Origin of the sequence: Streptomyces broussonetiae (genome assembly GCF_009796285.1) — a bacterium.
Lineage (GTDB): Bacteria > Actinomycetota > Actinomycetes > Streptomycetales > Streptomycetaceae > Streptomyces > Streptomyces broussonetiae.
Genome location: NZ_CP047020.1, coordinates 1,414,385 through 1,438,345, shown reverse-complemented (window position 1 = coordinate 1,438,345; position 23,961 = coordinate 1,414,385). Strand labels below are relative to the sequence as shown.

At 73.3% G+C, this 23,961-nt stretch carries 19 protein-coding genes and 1 pseudogene; 9 read left to right on the top strand and 11 right to left on the bottom strand.

Features of this window, described 5'->3' with window-relative positions:
• Positions 1-1,376: 1,376 nt before the first annotated feature.
• Together GQF42_RS45710 and GQF42_RS06855 are read right to left on the bottom strand one after the other, a co-directional pair.
• A pseudogene (locus GQF42_RS45710) lies at positions 1,377-1,871 on the bottom strand (ATP-binding protein); the annotation flags it as partial.
• A 265-nt stretch (positions 1,872-2,136) separates the two neighbouring features.
• A complete protein-coding gene (locus GQF42_RS06855) occupies positions 2,137-2,460 on the bottom strand; it encodes a hypothetical protein (RefSeq protein ID WP_158918617.1) in 324 nt (107 codons plus the stop codon).
• Between the two features lie 307 nt (positions 2,461-2,767).
• On the opposite strand from GQF42_RS06855, the gene cds1 reads away from it, so the two are divergent.
• Positions 2,768-3,892, top strand: a complete 1,125-nt coding sequence (gene cds1 / locus GQF42_RS06850) for an L-cysteine desulfhydrase Cds1 (RefSeq protein WP_158918615.1) — start codon at positions 2,768-2,770, stop codon at positions 3,890-3,892.
• Positions 3,893-3,905: 13 nt separating this feature from the next.
• Here the strand turns inward: cds1 and GQF42_RS06845 are convergent, their stop codons facing one another.
• The gene (locus GQF42_RS06845) at positions 3,906-4,367 is read right to left on the bottom strand and encodes an SRPBCC family protein (protein WP_158918613.1); all 462 of its coding nucleotides are present in this window, start codon (positions 4,365-4,367) and stop codon (positions 3,906-3,908) included.
• A 68-nt stretch (positions 4,368-4,435) separates the two neighbouring features.
• Positions 4,436-5,266 carry a DeoR/GlpR family DNA-binding transcription regulator gene (locus GQF42_RS06840; RefSeq protein WP_158918611.1) on the bottom strand — a complete coding sequence of 277 codons (831 nt, stop codon included), beginning with the start codon at positions 5,264-5,266 and terminating at the stop codon, positions 4,436-4,438.
• Positions 5,267-5,723: 457 nt separating this feature from the next.
• Between GQF42_RS06840 and GQF42_RS06835 the strand changes: the two genes are divergently transcribed.
• Positions 5,724-7,994, top strand: coding sequence for a hypothetical protein (locus GQF42_RS06835; protein ID WP_158929861.1), 2,271 nt, complete (start codon positions 5,724-5,726; stop codon positions 7,992-7,994).
• Between the two features lie 12 nt (positions 7,995-8,006).
• Here GQF42_RS06835 and GQF42_RS46890 read toward each other — a convergent pair whose 3' ends face one another.
• From GQF42_RS46890 to GQF42_RS06815, 5 genes are all read right to left on the bottom strand, one after another.
• Positions 8,007-8,132 carry a hypothetical protein gene (locus tag GQF42_RS46890; protein ID WP_267906130.1) on the bottom strand — a complete coding sequence of 42 codons (126 nt, stop codon included), beginning with the start codon at positions 8,130-8,132 and terminating at the stop codon, positions 8,007-8,009.
• Positions 8,129-10,567, bottom strand: coding sequence for a right-handed parallel beta-helix repeat-containing protein (locus GQF42_RS06830; RefSeq protein ID WP_158918609.1), 2,439 nt, complete (start codon positions 10,565-10,567; stop codon positions 8,129-8,131). The genes GQF42_RS46890 and GQF42_RS06830 overlap by 4 nt, the downstream gene beginning before the upstream one ends.
• Before the next feature lie 231 nt (positions 10,568-10,798).
• Positions 10,799-11,404, bottom strand: a complete 606-nt coding sequence (locus GQF42_RS06825; protein WP_158918607.1) for an Rv1733c family protein — start codon at positions 11,402-11,404, stop codon at positions 10,799-10,801.
• Positions 11,405-11,590: 186 nt separating this feature from the next.
• On the bottom strand, positions 11,591-12,415 hold the full coding sequence (locus GQF42_RS06820; protein ID WP_158918605.1) for an MOSC domain-containing protein: 825 nt from the start codon (positions 12,413-12,415) through the stop codon (positions 11,591-11,593).
• 45 nt (positions 12,416-12,460) lie between these two features.
• Entirely contained in the window at positions 12,461-12,898 is a 438-nt protein-coding gene (locus tag GQF42_RS06815) for a DUF6643 family protein (protein WP_158918603.1), read from the bottom strand.
• Positions 12,899-13,187: 289 nt separating this feature from the next.
• Between GQF42_RS06815 and GQF42_RS06810 the strand changes: the two genes are divergently transcribed.
• On the top strand, positions 13,188-14,474 hold the full coding sequence (locus tag GQF42_RS06810) for a TerD family protein (protein WP_158929859.1): 1,287 nt from the start codon (positions 13,188-13,190) through the stop codon (positions 14,472-14,474).
• A 184-nt stretch (positions 14,475-14,658) separates the two neighbouring features.
• Here GQF42_RS06810 and GQF42_RS06805 read toward each other — a convergent pair whose 3' ends face one another.
• Positions 14,659-15,822, bottom strand: a complete 1,164-nt coding sequence (locus GQF42_RS06805) for a glycosyltransferase (RefSeq protein WP_199273034.1) — start codon at positions 15,820-15,822, stop codon at positions 14,659-14,661.
• Positions 15,823-15,891: 69 nt separating this feature from the next.
• Here GQF42_RS06805 and GQF42_RS06800 point away from each other — a divergent pair, with 69 nt between their 5' ends.
• Together GQF42_RS06800 and GQF42_RS06795 are read left to right on the top strand one after the other, a co-directional pair.
• Positions 15,892-16,677: a glutamate racemase gene (locus GQF42_RS06800; protein ID WP_158918599.1), complete on the top strand. Its 786-nt coding sequence runs from the start codon at positions 15,892-15,894 to the stop codon at positions 16,675-16,677.
• A 97-nt stretch (positions 16,678-16,774) separates the two neighbouring features.
• Positions 16,775-17,320, top strand: a complete 546-nt coding sequence (locus GQF42_RS06795) for a hypothetical protein (protein ID WP_158918597.1) — start codon at positions 16,775-16,777, stop codon at positions 17,318-17,320.
• Positions 17,321-17,353: 33 nt separating this feature from the next.
• Here the strand turns inward: GQF42_RS06795 and GQF42_RS06790 are convergent, their stop codons facing one another.
• Positions 17,354-18,325: an O-antigen ligase family protein gene (locus tag GQF42_RS06790; RefSeq protein WP_158918595.1), complete on the bottom strand. Its 972-nt coding sequence runs from the start codon at positions 18,323-18,325 to the stop codon at positions 17,354-17,356.
• 367 nt (positions 18,326-18,692) lie between these two features.
• On the opposite strand from GQF42_RS06790, the gene lnt reads away from it, so the two are divergent.
• The 4 genes from lnt to GQF42_RS06770 all read left to right on the top strand — a co-directional run bounded on the left by lnt (position 18,693) and on the right by GQF42_RS06770 (position 23,809).
• The gene (lnt, locus tag GQF42_RS06785; protein ID WP_158918593.1) at positions 18,693-20,300 is read left to right on the top strand and encodes an apolipoprotein N-acyltransferase; all 1,608 of its coding nucleotides are present in this window, start codon (positions 18,693-18,695) and stop codon (positions 20,298-20,300) included.
• 67 nt (positions 20,301-20,367) lie between these two features.
• Positions 20,368-20,847, top strand: coding sequence for an NUDIX hydrolase (locus GQF42_RS06780; RefSeq protein WP_158918591.1), 480 nt, complete (start codon positions 20,368-20,370; stop codon positions 20,845-20,847).
• 54 nt (positions 20,848-20,901) lie between these two features.
• Entirely contained in the window at positions 20,902-21,717 is an 816-nt protein-coding gene (locus tag GQF42_RS06775; RefSeq protein WP_158918589.1) for a 3-hydroxybutyrate dehydrogenase, read from the top strand.
• Between the two features lie 172 nt (positions 21,718-21,889).
• Entirely contained in the window at positions 21,890-23,809 is a 1,920-nt protein-coding gene (locus tag GQF42_RS06770; protein ID WP_158918587.1) for a helix-turn-helix domain-containing protein, read from the top strand.
• The last annotated feature ends 152 nt before the right edge of the window (positions 23,810-23,961 follow it).

The following is a 23,961-nucleotide window of genomic DNA, read 5'->3' as shown; positions in this document are numbered from 1 at the left end:
CCGCGACGACCGCACCGCGGGCCGCCGCCCGCGTGGCCGGAGCGGTGCGGAAGTACGGCGGCGGCGCCGCCGTAAGCGGCCGGAGGCGAGCGTGTCGAGGCCGGCCGCGCCGTGCATGAGGGTGGCGCGCCGCGGCCGGAGGCTTCGTAGTCCAGGCGCTCCACCTGGTGCAGACGCACCGCGCCGCCGGCCGCCCCGTGCGAGCCGGCCGGGGACACCTCGGGCGTCTGCCGCCCGCGCGCGATCCCGGGCACTGTGCCGTGTCCTGGGCGGGTTCGTGCCCGTCGCGCTCCTCGGCGGCGTGCTCGTCACCCCGTCCGTACGGTTTGGCCGACAGGCCTCGGCGCGATGCCGGCCCGGCGGCGCGCGCGGTTCTCGGCCCGGTCGCCGCGACCATCCTCGTACGACCGCTCGGCGGTCTGCTCGACCGGCTGCGCGGGGTCACCGCCGGCCTCGCCCGGCGCAACGCCCTGCGCGGCGGGCGGCGGCAGCGGACTCGGCCCCCGGTTCGCCCCGGCCCAGCAGCGGCTGCCCCGGGTGGACACCGCGTTCGGACCCGGGCGCGGTCGCTCAAGTCGACGACGGGGGAAGGGCATTGACCGCGGACGACACGGCCGCGCTCGTCCGTCCCTCCTCGGCATGGTCGCCGGCTCCTTGCGCGACCTCGGCACCGACGGCACGGCGCTCACCCGGTCCCAGGCCGACCGGCAGCATCTGAGACCCGCGGCGACACCGCACGTTCGACCAGCACCGACGGCCGGCGCGGGAGCCTCACCGTCCGGGCCGCCCGCGGCTGGTCGGAACCCGGCCGCGACCACGGCATTTCTCGGGCCGCCCGGGCCCCGCCCCGCACCCCATGACAGTGGGCGTACTGCCCGCACCTCATGACAGTGGGCGGACTGGGGGCCTCGACGCCTCCCTCGGCCGGGTTCCGGTGCAGGCCTTCGACGGCACGAACGGTGCCGCGTTCGCCTTTGGGCGGCCCGCCTGGGCGTACTGCGGGCCACCGCCACGGCGTGGGGATGGGCGGCCGACGCGGCCGTCGTACCGGGTTGGCCACCGCCCGCTGTCGTGGCGGAGAGGTCACCGCCCGGTCAGCCGGGAACGGCCGACCGGGCGGGAGCCTGCGCCCCGGCCGCGACGGAGGCGTGTGCCACGGCGGGAGCGGGAGCGGAGGTGGGAGAGGGAGAGCGGACGGGAGAGGGAGTTGGGGTGGCGGCATGAGGCGCGCTCGCGACCGGAGCACCGGCGCCGACCGGAGCACCGGCACCGGCCGGGGCTCCTGCCGTCACCGGGACCCCTGCGCCGACAGGAGCCCCTGCCGTCACGGGAGTCCGGGGGATGACGGTCGTCGTCGCCACCGTGACCGGCACGCCGGCCCCTACGGCAGCGGATTCCGGCGTGGGCCGTGACTGTGCCGTACGGCGTGGCACGGCGTGCGGAGGGGTCCGGGTCGGTGTCGGCGCGGGCAGCGTGAACCACACGACCTTGCCCTTGTCGCCGTCCGGCCGCGCGCCCCAGCTCTCGCTCACCGCGGCCACCATCGCCAGCCCCCGTCCGCAGGTGGCCAGCGGGCCGGCGTCCGGCGTGTCCGCGGTGTCGGGCGGCACCGGCAGCCGCGGATCGCTGTCGTGCACCGAGACCGTGAGCCGGTCCGGCAGCAGCTCCAGCTCGACCGTGCACGACTTGTCGGGCCTGGCATGCCGGTGGACGTTGCTCAGCAGCTCCGTCACACCGAGCGCGGCTCCGTCGATCAACGGGTCCATGTGCCAGTAGCGCAACTGTGCAGATACGATTCTGCGGACCTGGCCGATCCGCGACGGCAGAGCCTGGAGCTCCACCGTGCAGTGCCTGCTCGGATGACTGATCACTGCTGTGACTCCCCGGTGTAGAGGTCCTGACGGACCGGAAGAACACGGAGAACAACGGATCCAGCAGGGTGCTTGCGTCCAAACGTCCGCCTGCTGTCATGACCGGCGGGCTGGTTCGCAGCGTTATCGCCGGTAAACCCAGAGTGACGTGAGAACAGCGTGACAGGGCGGATGCGGTCCCGCAACTCGCCGCGAGGGGCCGCCGCTCGGCGGATACGACCACCGATGTGCCCGTGTGTTCCTCGGCCGGGCCGCCCTGCGACCGTCAGCCGCCGCGTCCGGCGGCCCGCCGCACGGCCTCGATGAAACGTCGCGCCGCGGGCGGCCCCGGCTCCCCGGGGGCGGGGTCGTGCTCGCCCAGCGTCAGCAGGTACCGGTTGCCGTTGAGGTCGGCCAGTGCCCGGTCGTCCGCCGCGAACCACGGCTTGGACGCCCGCACGGCCTGGACCGGCGCACTGTCGATCTCGCTGCCGTAGCTGTTGAGCAACTCCAGCCGGCCGTCGTTGATCCGGACCTGCCCGGCCCGCGTGAGCGAACGCAGTCGTGTGCCGATCCGCACACCCTTGGCCGTGAACTCCGGCTCCGCCATCCTTCGCCGCCCCCTTGCGCCTGTGCTTCCGCGTTTCAGTGTGCGCCCCCGTTCGGGACGATCGTCCCAACGCGTGCAGTCTGCCCCGATGCGGCTCGGAGCACCAGTACACGCGGGGCGCGTACGGCGGGCTCCCGGAGCACTCCCGCCAATGCGCCCCCGGGCGCCTCCCCCGCCCGCAACCCCAGGGCGGCTTTGGCTGGCTCAAAGATGCGTTTATGCAGGTGGGAAGCGGTGCGAAAGATGCCTATGCTCGAGGTGCCGGCCGCGTCGGGCGCCGTCGGCGTCCAGCGTAAGGAGCACCGCCGTGAGCACCACCCACCGGACCAGGACCGGCGCCACCCTCGACGTCGACCGCAGCGATGCTGCCTACCGCGACTGGCTGAAAGAGGCCGTGCGCAAGGTCCAGGCCGACGCCAACCGATCGGCGGACACGCACCTCCTGCGCTTCCCGCTCCCCGAGCGGTGGGGCATCGACCTCTACCTCAAGGACGAGTCGACGCATCCCACCGGCAGTCTCAAGCACCGCCTCGCCCGCTCCCTGTTCCTCTACGGCCTGTGCAATGGCTGGATCCGCCCCGACCGCCCGGTCATCGAGGCGTCCAGCGGCTCCACCGCCGTCTCCGAGGCCTACTTCGCCAAGCTGATCGGCGTGCCCTTCATCGCGGTCATGCCGCGCACGACCAGCGCCGAGAAGTGCCGCCTCATCGAGTTCCACGGCGGCCGATGTCACTTCGTGGACGACTCCCGGAAGATGTACGAGGAGTCGGCCCGCCTCGCGGTGGAGACCGGCGGCCACTACATGGACCAGTTCACCTACGCCGAGCGGGCCACCGACTGGCGCGGCAACAACAACATCGCCGAATCCATCTTCCGCCAGCTGGAGTTGGAGCGGTTCCCGGAGCCCGCGTGGATCGTCGCGACGGCGGGCACCGGGGGCACCTCGGCGACGCTCGCCCGCTACGTCCACTACATGCAGTACGACACCCGCATCTGCGTCGCCGACCCGGACAACTCCTGCTTCTTCGACGGCTGGACCACCGGCGATCCGGACGTCACCTGTGACTGCGGCTCCCGGATCGAGGGCATCGGCAGGCCACGCATGGAGCCGAGCTTCGTGCCCGGCGCGATCGACCGGATGATGAAGGTCCCGGACGCGGCCAGCGTCGCCGCCGTACGCGCCCTGGAACGCGCCATCGGCCGCAAGGCGGGCGGTTCCACGGGCACCGGGCTGTGGAGCGCGCTGAAGATCGTCTCCGAGATGGTCGCCGAGGGCCGGCGGGGCAGCGTCGTCACGCTGCTGTGCGACCCGGGCGACCGCTACCTCGACAAGTACTACTCCGACGCCTGGCTTACGGAGCAGGGCCTGGACGTCACGCCGTACGCGGCGGCGATCGAGACGCTGCTGACGACGGGGGTATGGCCGGACTGAGCCCGCGAACGGGTCAGGAAAGGCGCCGGTCCAGCGCCGCGACCGCGTTCCGGAACGCCTGGCCGGTACCCGGCCGGACGAGCCGGCACACCTGGCGGAAGGGGGCGGTGCCGTCGAGGGCGAAGGTCATCCGCACCCGGGTTCCCGTCCCGGAGGGGAGCAGCCGCCACTCCTCGACCCATGCGCGGGCGCCCGGAGTGTTCGTCGTGTCGACCCGATAGGCGTACACCTCGGGTGCCTTCGCCACCAGTACCGTCTCCTGGAAGCGGATCCCGCCCCGCAGCCGTACCTCGCGCCCGCCCTCGACCGGCCGGGCGGAGGCCACCGCCGAGAACCACTCCGGCCAGCCGGGCACGTCCTCGGCGAGGGCGTGGAAGACCGCCTCGGGAGCGGCGGCCATGTCCCGGGTGAACACGAACCGCACGGGCGCGTTGTCGACGAACTCCGGCCCGACCGGGCGCAGACGCTGAGCCATGACGGCGAACCCCTCGTGAAGTCCCGTGCGGAAGCGGGGCGTTGGCGGTCAGCCTAGTTGACGCACCGTCAGATGTCCTCGTCCGTTTCGGGTTCCCCCGCCACGATCAGCCGTGCCAGGTGCTCGGAGACCTCCGCACGCGCCTCGGCCGGCAGACCGGCATCGGTGACGAGCGTGTCCACCTGCTCCAGCGCGGCGAACGAACTGAGGCCCACCGTGCCCCACTTGGTGTGGTCGGCGACCACCACGACCCGGCGCGCGGAGTGCACCAGCCGGCGGTTGGTCTCGGCCTCCGCCAGATTCGGTGTGGACAGCCCCGCCTCGAGCGATATGCCGTGCACGCCCAGGAAGAGCAGATCGAAGTGGAGGGCGGCGATCGCCTGGTCGGCGACCGGACCCACCAGCGAGTCCGACGGGGTGCGCACGCCGCCGGTCAGCACCACCGTGGCCGCGCCCTGGCGCTGGCCCGAGGTGCGCTGCGCGGCATGGAAGACGTCCGCGACCCGCACCGAGTTCGTCACGACCGTCAGGTCGGGCACCTCCAGCAGGTGCTGCGCGAGCGCGTACGTCGTCGTGCCGCCGGACAGGGCGATCGCCGTGCCCGGGGTGACCAGCCGGGCGGCGGCCCGCGCGATGTCCTCCTTGGCGGTCAGCTCCAGACCCGACTTGGCTTCGAACCCCGGCTCATGGGTGCTGGCCTCGACCACCGGCACCGCGCCCCCGTGCACCTTCTCCAGCATGCCCTGGCGGGCCAGCGCGTCCAGGTCACGGCGCACGGTCATGTCCGACACGCCGAGCTTGCGGGTCAGTTCGTTGACCCGCACACCGCCCCGGCGCCGGACCTCGTCCAGGATCAGGGCGCGGCGCTGCTCCGCGAGGAGGTTCTGATTCTCACTCACGTACGCTCCGGTCCTTTCGCCGCCAACGGTCCGACATGCCCGGCGCACCGGCTCCGACCAGGAGATTCCATAGGACCGGAGGTGCGCGGGCGTCCCATCTTTTCACGGGTCGGTACGGGTTGCGCCACCCGCCTGTCACGACGCGCACATGCCATTGGTGCCACAGCCGTCCCGGCCGCCGTCACCCGGATCGGGGAGATTCCGTGACGAGCGGTGCACGGTGCCGGTGCAGCCGGGATCCTGAACCCGCAGCGGCACAGTCCTCAGGGCGCGTCACGGGGGTGCGACAAGGGTGGAACGCGCACAGCACCGCTCCACAGGGCGGCAGACGGACGGGCCCGGCGAGCCGGGCACCGACCGGGCGGACGGGGCGCTCGAGCCGGAGACCGACCGGTCCGGCGGGGGCGCCGCGTCGGGCCCCGACCGGTCCGGCACCGGTGCCGGATCCGAGAGCGAGCTGGAACTGCTCGTGCACGGGGTCGGCGGCACCACGCCCGAGAAGATGCTCGGCGACCCGCGCACCGTGCGGATCACCGGCGACGACACGGCCGCCGTCTTCCGGCGCGCGGCGGACGCCGAGCCCGCAAAGGCCCCCCGCAGCGAGCCGGTGCAGGAGGCCTATGTCTGGTGCAACCTGACCTCCGGCGACAGCAGCCGCGCCCTGTGGCTGTTACTGCTGCCGTTCATGGTGGTCAACCTCGCTCACTGGATGCGCCCCGCCGCGGCCGGCCGGCCCCGCGTCATCCGCCTGTACGGACTCCTGGTCCGCCTGACCGCCCTCACCCTGACGATCCTGCTGGTGGCCGCCGCCTGCGAGGTGGCCCTGGACCTGGTGGCCTGGCAGTGCGCGGGTGTCCACGACTGCGCCCGGCGCCACTCCTGGCTGACCTTCTCCGCCGCCGCGCCGGGCGTGGGCGGCGGCTGGTGGAGCCTGCCCGGCCGCCGCCTCGCCCTCGCCGCGCTGGTTCCGGCCGCGCTGGTCGTCCTGCTCTGGTACCTCTCGCGCCGTACCTGGAGCGCGTACGAGTCGCACCGGCCGATGGACCGCGAACCCGAGCCGGAGACCGACGCCGACGCGCTGGCCAGGCCCGGCTTCTGGTACGGGCGTCGGATCGTGGCCCGGCTGCGCGCCGCGCACACCGCGGCCGGTCTGCTGACGGTGGCCGCCGCCGTCGCGACCCCGGCGGCCCGTTTCGACCACCGGCCCGGCGGCCCCGCGGCCCTGAACGTCCTGAGCTGGCTGCTGACCGCGGCGCTACTGGCCTCGGCGGCCGTCGCGGTGGGCGTCGTCTGTCGCCGAGGCCGCAGTGAGAACCTCCTCGACCAACGGCTCGACCGGCACCTCGTACGCCGACTGCCGCTCGGCGCGCTCGGCCTGCTGCTGCTCACCGCGCTCTACACCGGCTGGTCCCGGCCCGGCTGGCACTCCACCGGGCGGCTGCCCGGCGACCCGGCCTTCGGCGCCCTGATGCTGGCTCAGGGGCTGCTCGTGATCGCCCTCGCCGTCGTGGCCCGGGACCTGCACCGCCGCGATCCCGACCGGCGCGCCGGGATGCGCGGTCTCGGCGGGCCCGCCGTCGCACTGCTCGCGTGCGCGCTCGGCGGCGTGATGTCCGGCGGCGTCGCGCAGCGCGTCGCGGGCTGGCTGGACGGCACCGGCACCCTGCCCGCCGGGCCGCCCGTGCTGCTGACCTGGCAGGCCTCCACGATCCCGCCGGTCCTTGCGGTCCTGCTGCTGCTCGCCGTGCGGCTCGGGACCGGCACCGCCCGGCTCGCCCGCGCCGAACGCGCACGCATCCGCCACGAGCATCCCGGCGAACCCGAGGACGCGGGTCGTACCCGCACCATCGCCCACGTCCGGGCCATGGCCACCCTCACCGACCGTGCTCCTCTCGTCGTCGCCGTGCTCACGGCCACCACCTTCCTGCTCGGCGCGGCGGCGCTGGCCGGTGCCATCGCCACCGGAAAGACACCCGACGCGGCGGCCGACCGCAGCTACGACGTCCTGCAGGCCGTCGCCGAGACCTCTCAGGCGCTGGGCTCCTGGCTGGTCGGGTTCGGCTTCCTGCTGTTCGTCACCTGGGGCCGGCGCGCCTACAAGGACGCCGCCGCACGGCGCACCATCGGCATCCTGTGGGACGTGGGCACCTTCTGGCCGCGCGCCGCCCACCCGTTCGCACCCCCGTGCTACGCCGAGCGGGCGGTGCCGGACCTGACCTGGCGGATGGCCACCTGGACAGCGCGCACCGGGGGCCGGCTGGTCCTCTCCGGCCACTCCCAGGGCAGTGTGCTGGCCGCGGCCGCCGCCTGGCAGCTGGCCCCGGCGACCCGCAAACGCATCGCCCTGCTGACCTACGGCTGCCCGCTCGAGCGTCTCTACGGCCGTTGGTTCCCAGCCCACTTCGGACCGCCCGCGCTCGCCTCCCTGCACCGCGACGTCGCCTGCTGGGGCAACCTGTACCGCCGCACCGACCCCATCGGCGGCCCCGTGCGCATCCCCGACGACACCGCCCCCGAGGTCGACCACACGCCCTTGCAGGACCCGCTCGCCTACGGCCGTACGCCGGACCATCCCCTCCCGGCGCCCATCCTCGGCCACTCCGACTACCAGGCCGACCCGGCATTCGCCGAGGAACGCCTCCGTCTGCTCAGCCGGTTGCGGCCGGAACTGCCCGGGCAACGCCCGGTACCGGCGGAACCGGCGGAACACCGGGCCGACGCGGGCTAGGACCGGCCGGTGTCAACAACGCTCGTGATCAATAAGCGCCGGCAGCGCCGCGTCCAGGTCCTCCACGTAGAGCCGGGCAAGGGTCGTCAGCGCCTTCATACGGAATCCTCCGGGGACGGCGGTCGGCGAGGCTGTCACGCGATTTCCGGCAGGTCCTGCGCGTACAGCAAGGTCAGATCGTCGGTGCTCGGGTCCGCGAGCTGGGCGACCCGGCCGGCGTGCCGCTCCACCATCGCCTCGAACGTCTGCCGGGCGGTGCGGCCATTGCCGAACGCGGGCCCCTTGGGGATCGCCGTGAAGTACTTCAGCAGCGCCTCGGACGCGCCCGCCGCCAGCCGGTACTCGTGCTCGTCGGCCTGCTGCTCCACGATCCGCAGCAGCTCGTCGGGGCCGTAGTCGCCGAAGGTGATGGTGCGCGAGAAGCGGGAGGCGACACCGGGGTTGACGGACAGGAAGCGCTCCATCTCCGCCGTGTACCCGGCGACGATCACCACCACCGCGTCCCGGTGGTCCTCCATCAGCTTCACCAGGGTGTCGATGGCCTCCTTGCCGAAGTCCCGCCCGGCGTCCTGCGGCGACAGCGCGTACGCCTCGTCGATGAACAGCACACCGCCGTGCGCCCGTTGGAAGGCCTCCTGGGTGCGGATCGCCGTGGAGCCGATGTGCTCGCCGACCAGATCGACCCGGGAGACCTCGACCAGGTGTCCCTTCTCCAGCACCCCGAGCGAGGCGAGGATCTCGCCGTAGAGCCGGGCCACCGTCGTCTTGCCGGTGCCGGGGGAGCCGGTGAAGACCAGGTGCCGTTTGACCGAGGCCGCCTTCAGTCCCGCCTGCTGCCGGCGCCGGCCCACCTCGATCATGTCGGTCAGCGCCCGCACCTCGCGCTTGACGCTCTCCAGACCGACCAGCGCGTCGAGTTCCCCGAGCACGTCCTTCGACGTCCGTACCGGCTCGACCGGTTCCGCGGCGGCGATCAGCGGCTCCTGCTCCGTGGTGCGCTGCCCGGGGATCGAGCCGAGCAGCCCGGCCGAGTGCGTCACCGTCTGTACGGCGGTCTCGCGCGCCGACGGCGGCCGCAGCCCCCCGCTCTCGTCGCTGGTGCAGTCCTCGACCACCGGGCCCGACCCGGATCCCGCGTCCGGCCCCGCGTCGGCGAATTCGTAACCACCGCGCGCACACCGCTCCGTACGGCACTTGCGCAGGGTCGACCGGCAGCCGTCGATCACATGGAATCCGTAGCCGCCGCTGCCGCTCACCCGGCAGTTCAGGAAGCTGCCGCGACCGCCCGCGGAGACGTAGAAGCCGGCCTCGGCAGGGGACTCGACCGTGCAGCGCTCGATGGTCGGGTCGGCGCCCTTGGTGACGATCACACCGGTCTGGGTGCCGTCCAGGGTGCAGTTGTTCAGGGTGCCGCCGCTGCCGTGGTCGCGGAACCACGCGCCGGTCGCCGCCTCCCGGATCCGGCAGTCGTCGAGCTGGGCGGTCGCCCCGTCGCTCACCGACACCGCCGTGTTGCGCACCTGGGACAGATCACTGTCGACGACGTCCGCGCGCGAGCCGCGGTCCAGCACGAACAGTGCGTCGGGTACGTCGTGCACCCGGCAGGAGTCCAGCACGGCCGTGGCGCCGTCGCTCACCCACACCGCCGGATAGTCGCCGGTGCTGTCGAAGATCTCGCACTGGTTGGCGTCCACCCGGGTGCCCGGGTCCCACACCGACAGGCCGTTGCGCCCGAACTGACGGACCGTTGTCCGGGTCAGTGTCAGCACCGAGCGGGAGCGCAGATCGACCGCGTTCTCGGGGATGTCATGGATGCGGCAGTCGGCGAGCGTGAGCACCGCGTCGGTGTCCATCGTGACGCCGTCCGCGGTGGTGCGGTGCACATCGCAGTCGGTCAGGTGGGCGGTGGCGCGCTGGGTGACCTGCACACCGGAGCCGCGGACCTCGTAGATCTCGCAACCCACCGCCTCCAGCGCGGAGTTCTCCCCGGTCGCGCTCAGTCCGGTGCCGGAGGCGTGGTGCACGCGGCAGCGCTCCAGCCGCGGGTGGCCGCCGCCCCGCACGGCCACGCCCGCCTGCCCGGCCGCGACGACCTCGCACTCCTCGAACACCCCGCTGCCGCCGTCGAGGACCGCGATGCCGATGCCCGCGGGGTTGTCCACGGTGCAACGGCGCACGGTCGGGCGGGCGCCGCCGCGCACCTCGATGCCGGCGGCGGACCGGGTGACGATCCGTACGTCCCGCAGCTCGGGCGTGCCCTCCTCGACCAGCAGCGCCGGTGCCGCCGAGTCCTGGCCCTCCACGTGCAGGTCCTGCACCACGGCCGAGGCCCGCACGGTCAGCGGCACCCCGTCCACGGGTGCGATCCGCACCGAGCCGGGGGAGCCCTCGGGGCCGCGGAGCGTCACCGCCCGCTGGACGACGAGATTCTCCCGGTAGGTGCCCGGGGCGATGGTGAGGACGTCGCCGTCGGCGGCGGCCTCCAGGGCGGCGGCGAGCGAAGGGTACTCACCCGTGCGGCGCCGCCACCGCGACGTACCGGTGTGCGTCACCTGGACCGTGCCCTGTGCCATGGCGTTGCTGTGCCCCCACCTCGTCGTACCTGATGGCTCGCTCCCGCACGGGGCCGTGCCGCCGGTGCCGGGAGCGCTGTCGTGCCCGACCCTGGGGTCCGTGCGCGTTCACGCTCCCGAAAACCTGCGTGCCCCTGCGGCTCGTTGCTCCGCGGGTTGTCGCCGAAAGCGTCTCGGATGGTCCACCGTAGCGTGTGCGTGCAGGGTGGGTTGACCAGAGCCGTCGGCCCGTCAGCTGCCGGTGCCCGCCTTGCCCCAGTCCGGGCCCGCACGGTCCCAGGCCTGGTCCCAGCGTGCGTACCGCCGGCGGACCATGCGCCAGACCGCCACCCGCCGGGCGCTCTCGACCAGGCCCGCGATCAGCAGGGCCGTGCCGAGGCCGGCCAGCACCGCGTGCGTCGTCGCGGTGGGAGAATCCAGCGGCCGGGTGGTTATTCGGCCGTGCGGGTCCGTCCAGAGGCTGAAGTGGTCGCCCGGGTGCGGGGACTTGAGGCTCGCCAGGGTCGCGCCGTGCTCAAGCGTGCCGTCCGGCGCGGTCCAGTCGGCGAGGACACGGTGACGGACCTCGCGCGCCGTGGTGGTGTCGGGATCGGCCTCCAGTGGGGCGTCCCCCAGGTCACGCACGACGGTGGCCCTGACGAGGTGGCGTGTGTGCTGCTGCTCGCGCACGGAGCGCTGCAGGCAGTCCTGGGCGACGGCGCCGACCAGGCAGCCCGTCACGGGCGCGGCCACGGCGATCAGCACCAGCGCCACGAGGGCCACCCATGCCTCGGTCAGGTCTGTCGCGCGGCGCAGCGGATTGCGCCGCCAGCGCCACAAGCCGGTGATGGCCCGCATGGTCCCCACCCCCCTTCGCTCCGTCATAGCCCCCCGGCGCGGGTGAGCGTCCGCGCCCCGGGGCAAGAGAGAGCGACATCACGTCCGCCGCGGACGGTCACGCACGCGGCTTCTCATGCGTTTCTCATGCTCTCTCAACGACCGGAACCCGGTTGCGGTTCCCGCCTCGTGCGGACTTTCCCCGGGTCACTCCAGCACCCGGACCCGGTCCCCCAGCCTGATCGTGCCGGGCGAGAGCGGGACCAGGTTCTGGCCGAAGACCAGCTTCGAGCCGATCTTGCGGTGGCGGGCCAGGGTGAGCAGGGGTTCCCGGCCGCGTACGGCGGTGTCCTGGTCGACGGTGGTGACCACGCACCGGCCGCTCGGCTTCGCGACGCGGAAGAGCACCTCGCCGACCGCGATCCGTGACCAGTGGTCCTCGGCCCAGGGCTCGGTGCCTGCGATGACGAGATTGGGCCGGAAGCGGTTCATCGGCAGCGGGCCCTCGTGGGCGTGAGCGCCTTCCGCCAGCCAGGAGTTGAGGGCGTCGAGGGAGGCCGCCGTGGCGACCAGCAGGGGATAGCCGTCGGCGAAGCTCACCGTCTCACCGGGCAGGGCGTACGCGGGGTCGACGGGGCGACGGGTGGCCGGATCGTCCATGTGCACCAGGCGGACGTCCGCGCCGAGATAGTCGCTGCACCAGGCATGCGCCTGCGCCGTGGCCGGGACCGCCTCCACTTTGGTGCCGAACACACTCACCGGCATGGTCCCGGCCGGCTGGGGCACCGGCACCGTCAACGGCGTTCGGCCGGGTGCGGACAGACGGACGCCGCCGCCGGTCAGAAGCTCGGCGGCGGCCAGCGCGAGGCGCGGCTGCTCGCGCTGTGTGACGACCTTTCCCCCGTCGTCGATCAGTGTCCAGCGTCGGTCCCCGGTCAGCCCCCAGGGCTCCACCACAGCCTCCCGGGGCGCAAATCCCCGGAACGCCTTGACCGGATGAATGTGGATCGACTGCACCTCGGCGTGTCCCATGACGCCATCGTGCCAGGTGGCACCGACAGCGCGAGGGGACGCCGATCAGTAGCCGCGGTACTGCTGGTTGTTGTACGGGTCCTGGTAGGGAGCAGGACCGGGCCGCGGCGAGGCCGGGCGCATGGCCTCGTATCCCGTGCCCGTCCCCATCGGGCGCTGGGGCTGCTGGGCCTGCGGGCCGGGGTAACCCCGCGGGGCGCTCGCCTGCTGCGGGATGTAGGCGGTGGGCGCCTGCTGCAGCGGTGCGGGCTGCGGCGTCTGCGGGTAACCGTAGGCGGGGACCTGCGGGGAGGGGGCCGCCGGGAGGGCGGGCAGTGCCGACGGCAGGGCGGGCAGGTTGCTGCCCGTGTCGTAGGCGGCGGGGACCCGGATCGGAGCGATCTGCGGGGTGCCCCGCTCGGCGACGAGGGAGTCGTAGATCGGGGTGTCCGGGAAGGAGGCGGAGTAGTAGCCGCCACCATAAGTGGAGCGGGGGGAGGTCATGGCACATAAGTTAAGCCCACGATGTGCTCGTTGGGGAGACCGATAAGAGGGTTCTTTTCCGTGTCGGCAGTGACCTGGGATCCCCAATCCGAGCGAAGTTGGCAAAATAGGGCGCCGACCTACGTTTGGATCCTGTAATGGCAGCCTTTCTGTGGGGTTACCGGCGGTCGACCGGTGATCTTCCCGTCCTGCTCGGGGGAGTTCACCGGACCCGTAACAGGTTCCGTGGGTAGGGATCACGGCACGGGCGGGCGCCCGGAAGGCGACACGGATTGGGGCGGACATGTCAATGTCGAAAGGGTCGAACGCGCCGGTGCCGATCACGGCCCTGCGGGTCGAATTGGGCTGGCGCTCCGGTCCCGGCGTGCCCGACGCGGACGCCTCGGCGCTGTTGCTCACCGCCGGAAAGGTCCGATCCGCCGGGGACTTCGTCTTCTACAACCAGCCCGCCCACTCCTCCGGCGCGGTGCGCCACGAGGGCAAACGGACGGCCGGCGGACAGGTCACCGACGTCCTTGGCGTCGACCTCACGCGCGTGGAGGGCGCGATCGAGCGGATCGTCCTCGCCGCCTCCGCCGACGGTGGGACGTTCGGGCAGGTGCCGGGCCTCTATGTCGAGGTGACCGACGCCGCGAGCGGGGCGGTCGTCGTCCGCTTCGACAGCCCCGGCGCGACCTCGGAGACAGCCTTCGTGCTCGGTGAGTTCTACCGCCGCCAGGGCGGCTGGAAGTTCCGCGCCGTCGCCCAGGGCTACAGCAGCGGACTCGAAGGCCTGGCAACGGACTTCGGGATCACCGTGGACGAACCCCAGCACGCCGCACCGCCCGCCACGGCGGCCCCGCACCCGGTGGTCACGCCTCCCGCGCCCGTGGCGCCCCCGCCCCCGCCCTCGCCCGCGTCCCCTCCGGTCGCCGCCCAGCCGCCCGCGGCCCGGCCGGTCCGCCTGTCCAAGGTCACCCTCACGAAGGCCGCACCCTCCGTCTCGCTCGCCAAACAAGGCGGAACGTCCGGTGTCATGCGGGTGAACCTCAACTGGCAGGTCCGCAAACAGCTTTCGGGCTGGGGCGGCCGCTGGGGAGGCGGCGGCCGTGGCGACCTCGACCTCGACCTCGACCTGTGCGCCCTGTACGAACTCGCCGACGGCCGCAAGGGCGTCGTCCAGGCGCTCGGCAACGCCTTCGGATCACTGCACCGGCCCCCGTACATCCATCTCGACGGCGACGACCGCACCGGAGCCGTGGCCGCCGGGGAGAACCTCACCATCAACCTGGACCACCGGCAGGACTTCCGGCGCATCCTCGTCTTCGTCACGATCTACGAGGGCGCCAGCTCCTTCGCCGACCTGCATGCCACCGTCACCCTGCAGCCCCAGCACGGCGCAGCGATCGACTTCTCGCTCGACGAGTGCACGGTCCCCTCCACCGTGTGCGCGCTCGCGCTGATCACGAACACCGGCGGCGATCTCCTGGTGCAGCGCGAGGCGCGCTATCTGGTGCCGGAGCGCGCGGTGAGCCCGCAGCGGACCGTGGACCGTGCCTACGGCTGGGGCATGAACTGGACACCCGGCCGCAAGTGACCGGGCGTGCGAGGCCCTGTCGTCACATTCCCGTCTGCCTCGCGACGCCTGGCACGCCCTCTCGCCGCACCGGGCGAAAGCCCATGTACGTCCAGTACGAGGACTTCCGTCCGGCACGCCGGGAGCACGCACCGGACGCCGCGAGGCCGCCCTTCGGGCGACGACGGGAATGTGACGACAGGGCCTAGCCCTCGTCGGGCACGGCATCCGGACGCGCGTACGTACGGCCCTTCCAGGCGGCCCCGCGCCCCCGGTGGTGCTGCACGGCCGAGTCGACCGTCATCAGCAGATACAGAAACGCGGTGAACGGCAGCAGCGGAGCGAGCCACACGGGCTGGCCGTAGTAGCGCAGCATCGGCAGATACGTCCCCGCCATCCCCGCCCACGCCAGGGCGCCGAGCACCGCCGTGGGCGCATTGCCGTCGGCCGCGCCCGCGACCAGTGCGGCGGGCGGCACCAGGTAGACCAGGGCGAGCCCGGCGACCGTACCGATCAGCAGCAGCGGGTTGTGCCGCAACTGGGCGTAGGCGCTGCGCGAGACCATCCGCCACAGGTCGTGCAGCCGCGGATAGGGCCGCACGCTGTCCACCCGCTCGGCCAGCCCCAGCCAGACGTGCCCTCCGGCGCCCTTGACCGCGCGCGCGAGCGCCACGTCGTCGATCACGGCGTGCCGGATGGCGTCCGGGATGCGGGCCCGCTCGGCCATGCCGGCGCGCAGCAGGACACAGCCGCCCGCCGCCGCGGCCGTGCGCGACCTTCTCCTACTGATCCGGCGGAAGGGATACAACTGCGCGAAGAAGTACACGAACGCCGGCACCACCAGCCGCTCCCACAGGCTCTCCACCCGCAGTCGCGCCATCTGCGACACGACGTCGAAGCCCCCGGTGTCCGCCGCCGCCACCAGTTCCCGCAGGCTGTGCGGAGCGTGTGCGATGTCCGCGTCCGTCAGCAGCAGAAACTCGGGATCACGCGCGCGTGCCAGGCCGATGCCGTGCCGAACCGCCCACAGCTTGCCCGTCCAGCCCGCCGGCGGCTCCCCGGGCGAGCCCACCGTCAGCGGCAGCCCCCCGTGCCGCCGCGACAGCTCCCGGGCCAGCTCGCCCGTGCCGTCCGTACTCCCGTCGTCCACGAGGAAGACCTCCGCCCGCCCCGGATAGTCCTGTGCCAGCAGCGACGGCAGACTCGCGGGCAGCACGGCCGCCTCGTCCCGGGCCGGCACGACGACACACACGGACGGCCACGCCGCCGGTTCCCCGTGCGCCGGCAGCCGGACGTCCGTGCGCCAGAAGAAGCCCTGGAACAGCAGCAGCCAGCACCAGGCGGCCAGCGAGACGACGGTGATCCACATCAGGGCGCTCACGGCCGCAGTCTGCCCCACCCGGGCGGTCGGTCATGCCCGATCGTCTATCGTGGCCGGGTGAAGATCGCGCTCATGGACTCCGGAATCGGCCTGCTTCCCGCCGCCGCCGCGGTACGGCGGCTGCGGCCCGACGCGGATCTCGTGCTCTCCTGGGACCCCGACGGGATGCCCTGGGGGCCGCGCACCCCACAGGACATCACACAGCGGGCCCTCGATGTCGCCGAGGCCGCCGCCGCCCACGGGCCCGATGTCCTGATCGTCGCCTGCAACACCGCGTCCGTGCACTCGCTGCCGCAGATGCGGGCCCGTTTCGAACCGGATCTGCCGATCATCGGAACGGTCCCCGCGATCAAGCCGGCCGCCGCGGGCGGCGGCCATGTCGCCATCTGGGCCACCCCCGCCACCACCGGGAGCGCCTACCAGCGCGGTCTGATCGAGCAGTTCGCCGCCGGTGCGACCGTCACCGAGGTGGCCTGCCCCGGCCTGGCGGACGCGATCCACCACGCCGACGAGGCCGCGGTCGAGGCCGCGATCGCCTCCGCTGCCGCCCGCACCCCCGAGGACGTAACCACCGTCGTCCTCGGCTGCACCAACTACGAGCTGGTCGGCGAGCGGATCCGTGCCGCCGTCCAGCGCCCGGACCGCCCGCCGCTGGCGCTGCACGGCTCCGCCGGGGCGGTGGCCGCCCAGGCGCTGCGCCGGATCGGCGCGGAGCCGGCCCCGCACGCCGTCGCCGACACCACCCTCACGGTGCTGCTCAGCGGCCACGAGGCCACGCTCCCGGACACCGCCCTGTCCTACGCGGAAGGCCGCTTCCTGCGGTCCGTCAGCCCGGTGCGCTGACCGGTCCGGCATCGGTGGGCCCGCTGTGCCCCCACCAGGGTCAGTCACGCTCCGCCGCGCCCTGCCCGCGCAGCGGATCCTGAGTAATCTCATAAACATGAGGGACCACCCCCACGCCGACGACACCCCGCACCCCGATGTCTGGACCGGACGGGCCACCAACCGCTGCCAGTGGCTGCTGGCGCTGGTCGGCGCGGCCTGCATGGCGCTCGGTATCGAGCTGGCCGTGGACTCGGCATGGACCTCGGGCATCGCCCCGCTGGCGATGTCGGTCGTGGGCTGCATCGCCGCGGGCCTGCTGGTCCTCTTCGGCACGCTCGCCTTCGTGCACGTCGACCTGCGGCTCGACAAGGAGTCCCTCGAGGTGCGCTGCGGCCACATGGGGCTGCCGCGCCGCCGTATCCCGCTCTCCCATGTGGCAGGTGCCGACTTCACCGCCCTGGTCACGCCCCGGCAGTGGGGCGGCTGGGGCTACCGGTGGCGGCCCGAGAAGGGCACCGCGGTGGTCGTACGCCGGGGCGAGGGCATCGTGCTGCGCCTGTGGGACGGCCACACCTTCACGATCACCGTGGACAACGCGGAATCCGCGGTACGGGTCATCCGGGCCCGGTTGCGGACCGTCACACCGGGTCCTGCCACCTGAGACCGCGCGCCGGTGAACTGCCGACGGCACCGGTCAGAGCCGCGGCTCCGCGTCCTCGCGCGCCCAGGGCCGCGCCGTCGCCCACCCGGCGAGCAGCCCGGCGCCCGCCGTCACCGAGGTGAAGCTCAGCGCGTTGCTCACCGAGGCCAGCGCGGCCAGGGCCGTGAGAGCGGCGCCCGCGGTGAGGGCGACCGGCGTCGAGCGCGGCGTACGCCACAGCGCGTGCAGCACCCAGCAGAACACGGCGGCGATCAGTACGACCCCGACCAGGCCCTGCTCCGCCGCCACCTGAAGCGGGGCCGAATGCGGCTTGCCGTCTGCCGGCACCGTCTGTGACGCCGCCGGGCTCAGCTCCCCGAACCGGTCCGGGCCGACGCCGAGACCCCGGTTCCGGTCGGCCATCCGCAGGGCGTCCTGCCACAGCCCCACCCGGTGCGCGGTGAGCCGGCCCTCGAGCACGCCCGCGAGCCCGCCGCGCAGGGCATCCGAGGCGAGCGCCCACGCCGTGCCCGCCACCAGGGCCGCCGCAACGGCCAGACCCAGCAGGGACACACCCCGACGGACCGGCGAGCCCGCGGCCAGCGCGCACAGCAGTACGGCCGCACCGGCCGCGCACCCGGCCGCCGAACCCAGGGCGGCCCCGGTCAGCACGATCCCGACGGCCAGCGCCCACATCCCGAGCCGCAGCGCCGGTGTGGGCGCGGCCCATGCGGCACAGCTCGCGGCTCCGGTGGCCAGCGCCAGCAGAGCGGCCGTACCACCGGTGTGCCCGAGCGGGGCGGCGTACCAGAAGCCGGGGGAGAGATCGGGCTGCGCCACGGCCAGCGCGAGGGCGGCCAGCGCGCCGGCGCAGGGCGTGGCGACGGGCAGCAGGGCTCCGGAGACCCGGCCGACGGCATGACCGGCGGTCACGGCGAGCACCGCGAGCAGCACGCCCTCGGGCCGTCCGTCATGGGCCGCCGCGGTGAGCAGCGCCCATCCCGCGCAGGCGCCGAGCAGAATCATGCCCGCGCCGTCAGAAACGTTTCCTCTGGTGCCCGCCGCGTCCGCACCGGCCGCAGGCCTCATCCCCGTCGAGCCCACCCGCCGCCCCTCGTCCCCGAACGCCCCTGTCGGGCCACGGCAGGGCACGGCACCCAGTCCGGCCGCACTGCCGAGGCTGGGCACACCGTAGCGGCTGATGACCGGTTTGGGCACGAGATGCGGCGCATCGTCGAGCCGGGGCAAGCGTGCCGGCGCGGCTGATCCGTGCTGGCGGCCCGGACCCGTCGCGCGGCGGACCGCGGGACGGCGGCCGGAGGTGCGGTGGGGCCCGGGCCGGCCCGCGGACCGTGCTGTCGGTGGCCAGGTCAGCCGCCGTACACTCACCCGGGTGACCGTCACCGCAACCTCCGTGGACCAGCCGGACCAGCTCCAGCCGTCCGCCTCCGGCACGCGCGGCGCCCGGCTGCTGCGCCTGGTCCCGGCCGTCGCCTCCGCGCTCTGCGGAGTGCTGCTCTACGTCAGCTTTCCGCCGCGCACCCTGTGGTGGCTGGCGCTGCCCGCCTTCGCCGGTTTCGCCTGGGTGCTGCGCGGTCGGAGCTGGAAGGCGGCTCTGGGCCTCGGCTACCTCTTCGGCCTGGGCTTTTTGCTGCCCCTACTGGTATGGACCGGCGTAGAGGTCGGGCCTGGTCCCTGGCTGGCCCTGGTCGCGATCGAGGCGATCTTCATCGCCCTGGTCGGCGTCGGCGTCGCAGCCGTCTCCAGACTGCCGGCCTGGCCCCTGTGGGCCGCCGCCGTCTGGATCGCGGGCGAGGCCGTACGCGCGCGTGTGCCCTTCCAGGGCTTCCCCTGGGGCAAGATCGCCTTCGGCCAGGCGGACGGCGTCTTCCTGCCGCTCGCCGCGGTGGGCGGCACCCCGGTGCTGGGCTTCGCGGTCGTCCTGTGCGGCTTCGGTCTGTACGAGGCCGGCCGGCTGATCGCCGAGAAGCGCCGGAGCCGGGCCGTGTGGCGCGGGGCCGCGGCCGCCGCGCTGCTGAGCGTGGCCGTCCCGGTGGTGGGCGCGGTCGCCGCCCGGCCGCTCGTGAGCGACAAGGCCGAGGACGGCACCCGGACCGTTGCCGTCATCCAGGGCAACGTGCCGCGCTCGGGGCTGGAGTTCAGCGCCCAGCGGCGGGCCGTGCTCGACCACCACGTGCGCGAGACGCTCAGGCTCGCCGCCGACGTCAAGGCGGGCAAGGTCGCGAGGCCCGACTTCGTGCTGTGGCCGGAGAACTCATCCGACATCGACCCCTTCGCCAACCCCGACGCGGCCGTCGTCATCAACGAGGCCGCCAAGGCGGTCGGTGTGCCCATCTCGGTCGGCGGAGTCGTGGAGCGCGACGGGAAGCTGCTGAACGAGCAGATCCTGTGGGACCCGGTCAAGGGGCCGACGCAGACCTACGACAAGCGGCAGATACAGCCGTTCGGCGAGTACCTCCCGCTGCGCGGGCTCGTCGGCGCGATCAACAAGAACTGGACCGGCATGGTCCGCCAGGACTTCAGCCGGGGCAGCAAGCCCGGCGTGTTCGACCTCGACGGCGCCAAGGTGGGTCTGGCCACCTGCTACGAGGCCGCCTTCGACTGGGCGGTGCGGGACACCGTCACGCACGGCGCGGAGATGATCTCCGTGCCCAGCAACAACGCCACGTTCGACCGCAGCGAGATGACCTACCAGCAGCTCGCCATGTCCCGGATCCGTGCCGTCGAGCACAGCCGCACCGTCACCGTGCCGGTGACCAGCGGCGTCAGCGCAGTCATCATGCCGGACGGGAAGATCACCCAGAAGACCGGCATGTTCGTGCCCGCCTATCTCGTGCAGAAGGTGCCGCTGCGCACCTCCAAGACCCCGGCGACCGAGCTGGGCATCCTGCCGGAGATGGCTCTGGTGCTGGTCGCCGCCGGCGGCGTCGGCTGGGCGATCGGGTCCGGGCTGCGCGGCCGCCGCGCCGGTGGCGCCTGACCGTACGACCGGCGTACGCCTCCTGGACCGGCGACAAAGCTCGAGCCCGGCCCGTTAGGGTCGGGCCATGGCTACTCCTGACTTCATCCGTACGCTGCGGGCCGCCGCCGGACAGCAGTTGCTCTGGCTGCCCGGGGTCACCGCGATCGTCTTCGACGACGAGGGCAGAGTGCTGCTGGGCCGCCGGGTCGACAACGGCAAGTGGTCGGTGATCGGCGGCATCCCGGACCCGGGTGAGCAGCCCGCGGCCTGCGCCGTGCGGGAGGTCTTCGAGGAGACGGCGGTGCACTGCGTCGCCGAGCGGGTCGTCCTGGTCCAGGCCCTGGAGCCGGTCACCTACCCCAACGGTGACACCTGCCAGTACATGGACATCACCGTCCGCTGCCGCGCCGTGGGCGGCAGCGCCCGGGTCAACGACGACGAGTCGCTGGAAGTGGGCTGGTTCGCCGTGGACGCGCTGCCCGATCTGCACGAGTTCGGCCTCTTCCGGATCAAGCAGGCCATGTCCGAGGCACCCACATGGTTTGACCCTATGACCATCAACTGAAGTGTGGGTGCACGCCACATGTGGTGACGGGTGGGCTCCGTCTAGGGTCGGCGCATGACCGCGTCCAACCCCCCGCCCGGCCCTCGCGCCCAGCCCCTCGCCCTCGACCTCGGCGGTCGCACCGCCCTCGTCACCGGTGCCGCCGGCGGCATCGGCCGCGCCTGCGCGCTGCGGCTCGCCGCCGCCGGGGCCGAGGTGCGGGCCGTCGACCGTGACGCGGCCGGCCTGGCCGAACTCGCCGCGCAGGCGGAACGGGCCGCCGACCTTCCCGGGACCGTCGTTCCGCACGTCGTGGACCTCACCGACCTCGATGCCGCCGAGCGGGCCGCCGCCGGGACGGACGTGCTGGTCAACAACGCGGGCCTGCAACTGGTGCGCCCCATCGAGGACTTCCCGCCGGAGGTCTTCCACGCCGTGCTGACCGTGATGCTGGAGGCGCCCTTCCGGCTCATCCGCGGTGCCCTGCCGCACATGTACGCACAGGGCTGGGGCCGGATCGTCAATGTGTCCTCCGTCCATGGTCTGCGCGCCTCCGCTTTCAAATCGGCCTATGTGGCGGCCAAACACGGTCTCGAGGGCCTGTCCAAGACGGCCGCTCTGGAAGGTGCCGCCCACGGGGTGACCTCGAACTGTGTGAATCCGGCCTATGTGCGCACGCCCCTGGTCGAGAAGCAGATCGCCGACCAGGCACGGGTGCACGGCATCCCCGAGGAGCGGGTGGTCTCCGAGGTGTTGCTCAAGGACAGTGCCGTCCACCGGCTCATCGAACCGGACGAGGTCGCCGAGGCCGTGGCCTACCTGTGCAGCCCGCAGGCGTCCTTCGTCACCGGCACCTCACTCGTCCTCGACGGTGGGTGGACGGCTCACTGAGGAAGAGGAGAACCTCCGGCCCGGGAGGCCAGGAACGCCCGGGGAGGCCCACGAACGCCCGGGAGGCCAGGAACGCCGGGAAGCCCGGAGGTCCATCAGCCCGGAAGTCACGAAGCCCGGGAGTTGTCCACAGGCCCGACCGGCTGGGCCGTCGATGCGGAATCCTGTGACCATGTCTCGCGATCACGTTCAGCCGGTCCTCGGCCACGGCCCCGAGGCCCCGTACCTCGAGCTGCTGGCCCGCGACGCCTCCGTGGAGGCCTACGAGCAGCCGGTGCTGCTCGCGCGCGCCGAGGGACGCCCGGCCGACCGCGTCGCCGAACTGGAACAGACCAGACTGCTCGCCCTGCGCGTCCGCGCCGAGCTGGAGGGGCGACGGCGCCGGGAGGCGGAGCTGTCCGCACTCTTCGAGACCGCCCACGACCTCGCGGGCCTGCGCGATCTGGACGCCGTTCTGCAGGCCATCGTCCAGCGCGCCCGCTCCCTGCTCGGCACGGACGTCGCCTACCTCACCCTGCACGACCCGGCACGCGGCGACACCTATATGCGGGTGACGGAGGGCTCGGTCTCCGCGCGCTTCCAGCAGCTGCGGCTGGGCCTGGGGGAGGGGCTCGGCGGGCTGGTCGCGCAGACCACCCGGCCGTACGTCACCGACGACTATTTCCAGGACGCCCGCTTCCAGCACACCCTCACCATCGACGCCGGGGTCCGTGACGAGGGACTGGTCGCCATCCTCGGCGTGCCCCTCATGCTCGGCCCGCATGTCATCGGGGTCCTCTTCGCCGCCGACCGCCGGGCACGCGTCTTCGAACGCGTACAGATCGCCCTGCTCGGCTCCTTCGCCGCGCTCGCCGCCGCCGCGATCGACACCGCCAACCTGATCACCGAGACCCGCGCCGCGCTGGCCGGCCTGGAGCGCGCCAACGAGATCATCCGGGACCGCAGCGCCGCCGTCGAGCGTGCCTCCGACGTCCACGACCGGCTCGCCGAACTCGTCCTGCGCGGCGGCGGGGTGCACGACGTCGCCGCCGCCGTCTCCCAAGTCCTCGACGCCACTGTCGAGTTCACCGAGGCCGCCGCGGCACCGGCCGAGGCGCTCGAGGCATCCCGGGCCGAGGGGCACGCCGTACGTCACGGCACGGACTGGATCGCCCCGGTGGCCGCGGGCGGCGAACTGCTCGGCGCGCTGGTCCTGCGCGGACACCCCGGCCTGGACCCCGTGGACCAGCGCACACTGGAGCGGGCGGCCATGGTCACCTCGCTGCTCCTGCTCGCCCGCCGATCCGCCGCCGAGGCCGAACAGCGCGTGCGCGGCGAGCTGTTGGACGATCTGCTGGACGCCCGCGACCGGGACCCTCGGCTGCTGCGCGAACGCGCCGACCGGCTGCACGCCGACCTGGACGCGACCCATGTCGTACTCGCCGCACGTCTGGACGGCCCGGCGGCCGACGCCGACGAGGAGGCCGCGGCCCGCCGCCGTCTGTGGTCGGCCGCCTCCCACCTCGCCGCCACCCGGCAGGGCCTCGCCGCCGCGCGCGACGGCGGCACCGTCCTGCTGCTGCCGCTCGGGGCCGGCGACAGTGCCACGGAGCTGGCCCGCCGCACCGCCCGCCACCTGGGCACGGCCGTCCGGCAGCCGGTCACGGTCGGCGCCTCCGCGCCCGTCACCGCCCTCGCCGCGCACCCCGAGACCGTCACCGCCGCCTACGCCGAGGGCCGTCGCTGCCTGGACGCGCTGCACCTGCTGGGCCGGGCCGGGGACGGCGCGGCGGCCGAGGACTTCGGCTTTCTCGGCCTGCTCCTCGCGGGCGAACGGGACATCACTGGCTTCGTGGAGCGGACCATCGGCCCGGTGGCGGGGTACGACGAGCGGCGCGGAACGGAACTGCTGCAGACCCTGGAGGCGTATTTCGCCTGCGGGATGAGCCCGGCCCGCACCAAGGACACTCTCCACGTCCATGTCAACACGGTGGCCCAGCGGCTGGAGCGGGTGGGCAGGCTGCTCGGCGCGGACTGGCAGACGCCCGCCCGCGCCCTGGAGATCCAACTGGCCCTACGGCTGCACCGGTTGGCGGCGCCGGACAGAGGCTGACCCCCCGCACGGACGTGCCGCGCGGGGGCCACCACAGCGACCGGGGGAGCCGGTCAGACCGTACGTGCCCGGCCCGCCCACCTCACCGGGAAGGGGCAGGCACGCCTGACCGCGGTCCAGGCTGCCGTATACGCCGTCGAACGGCGCATGGC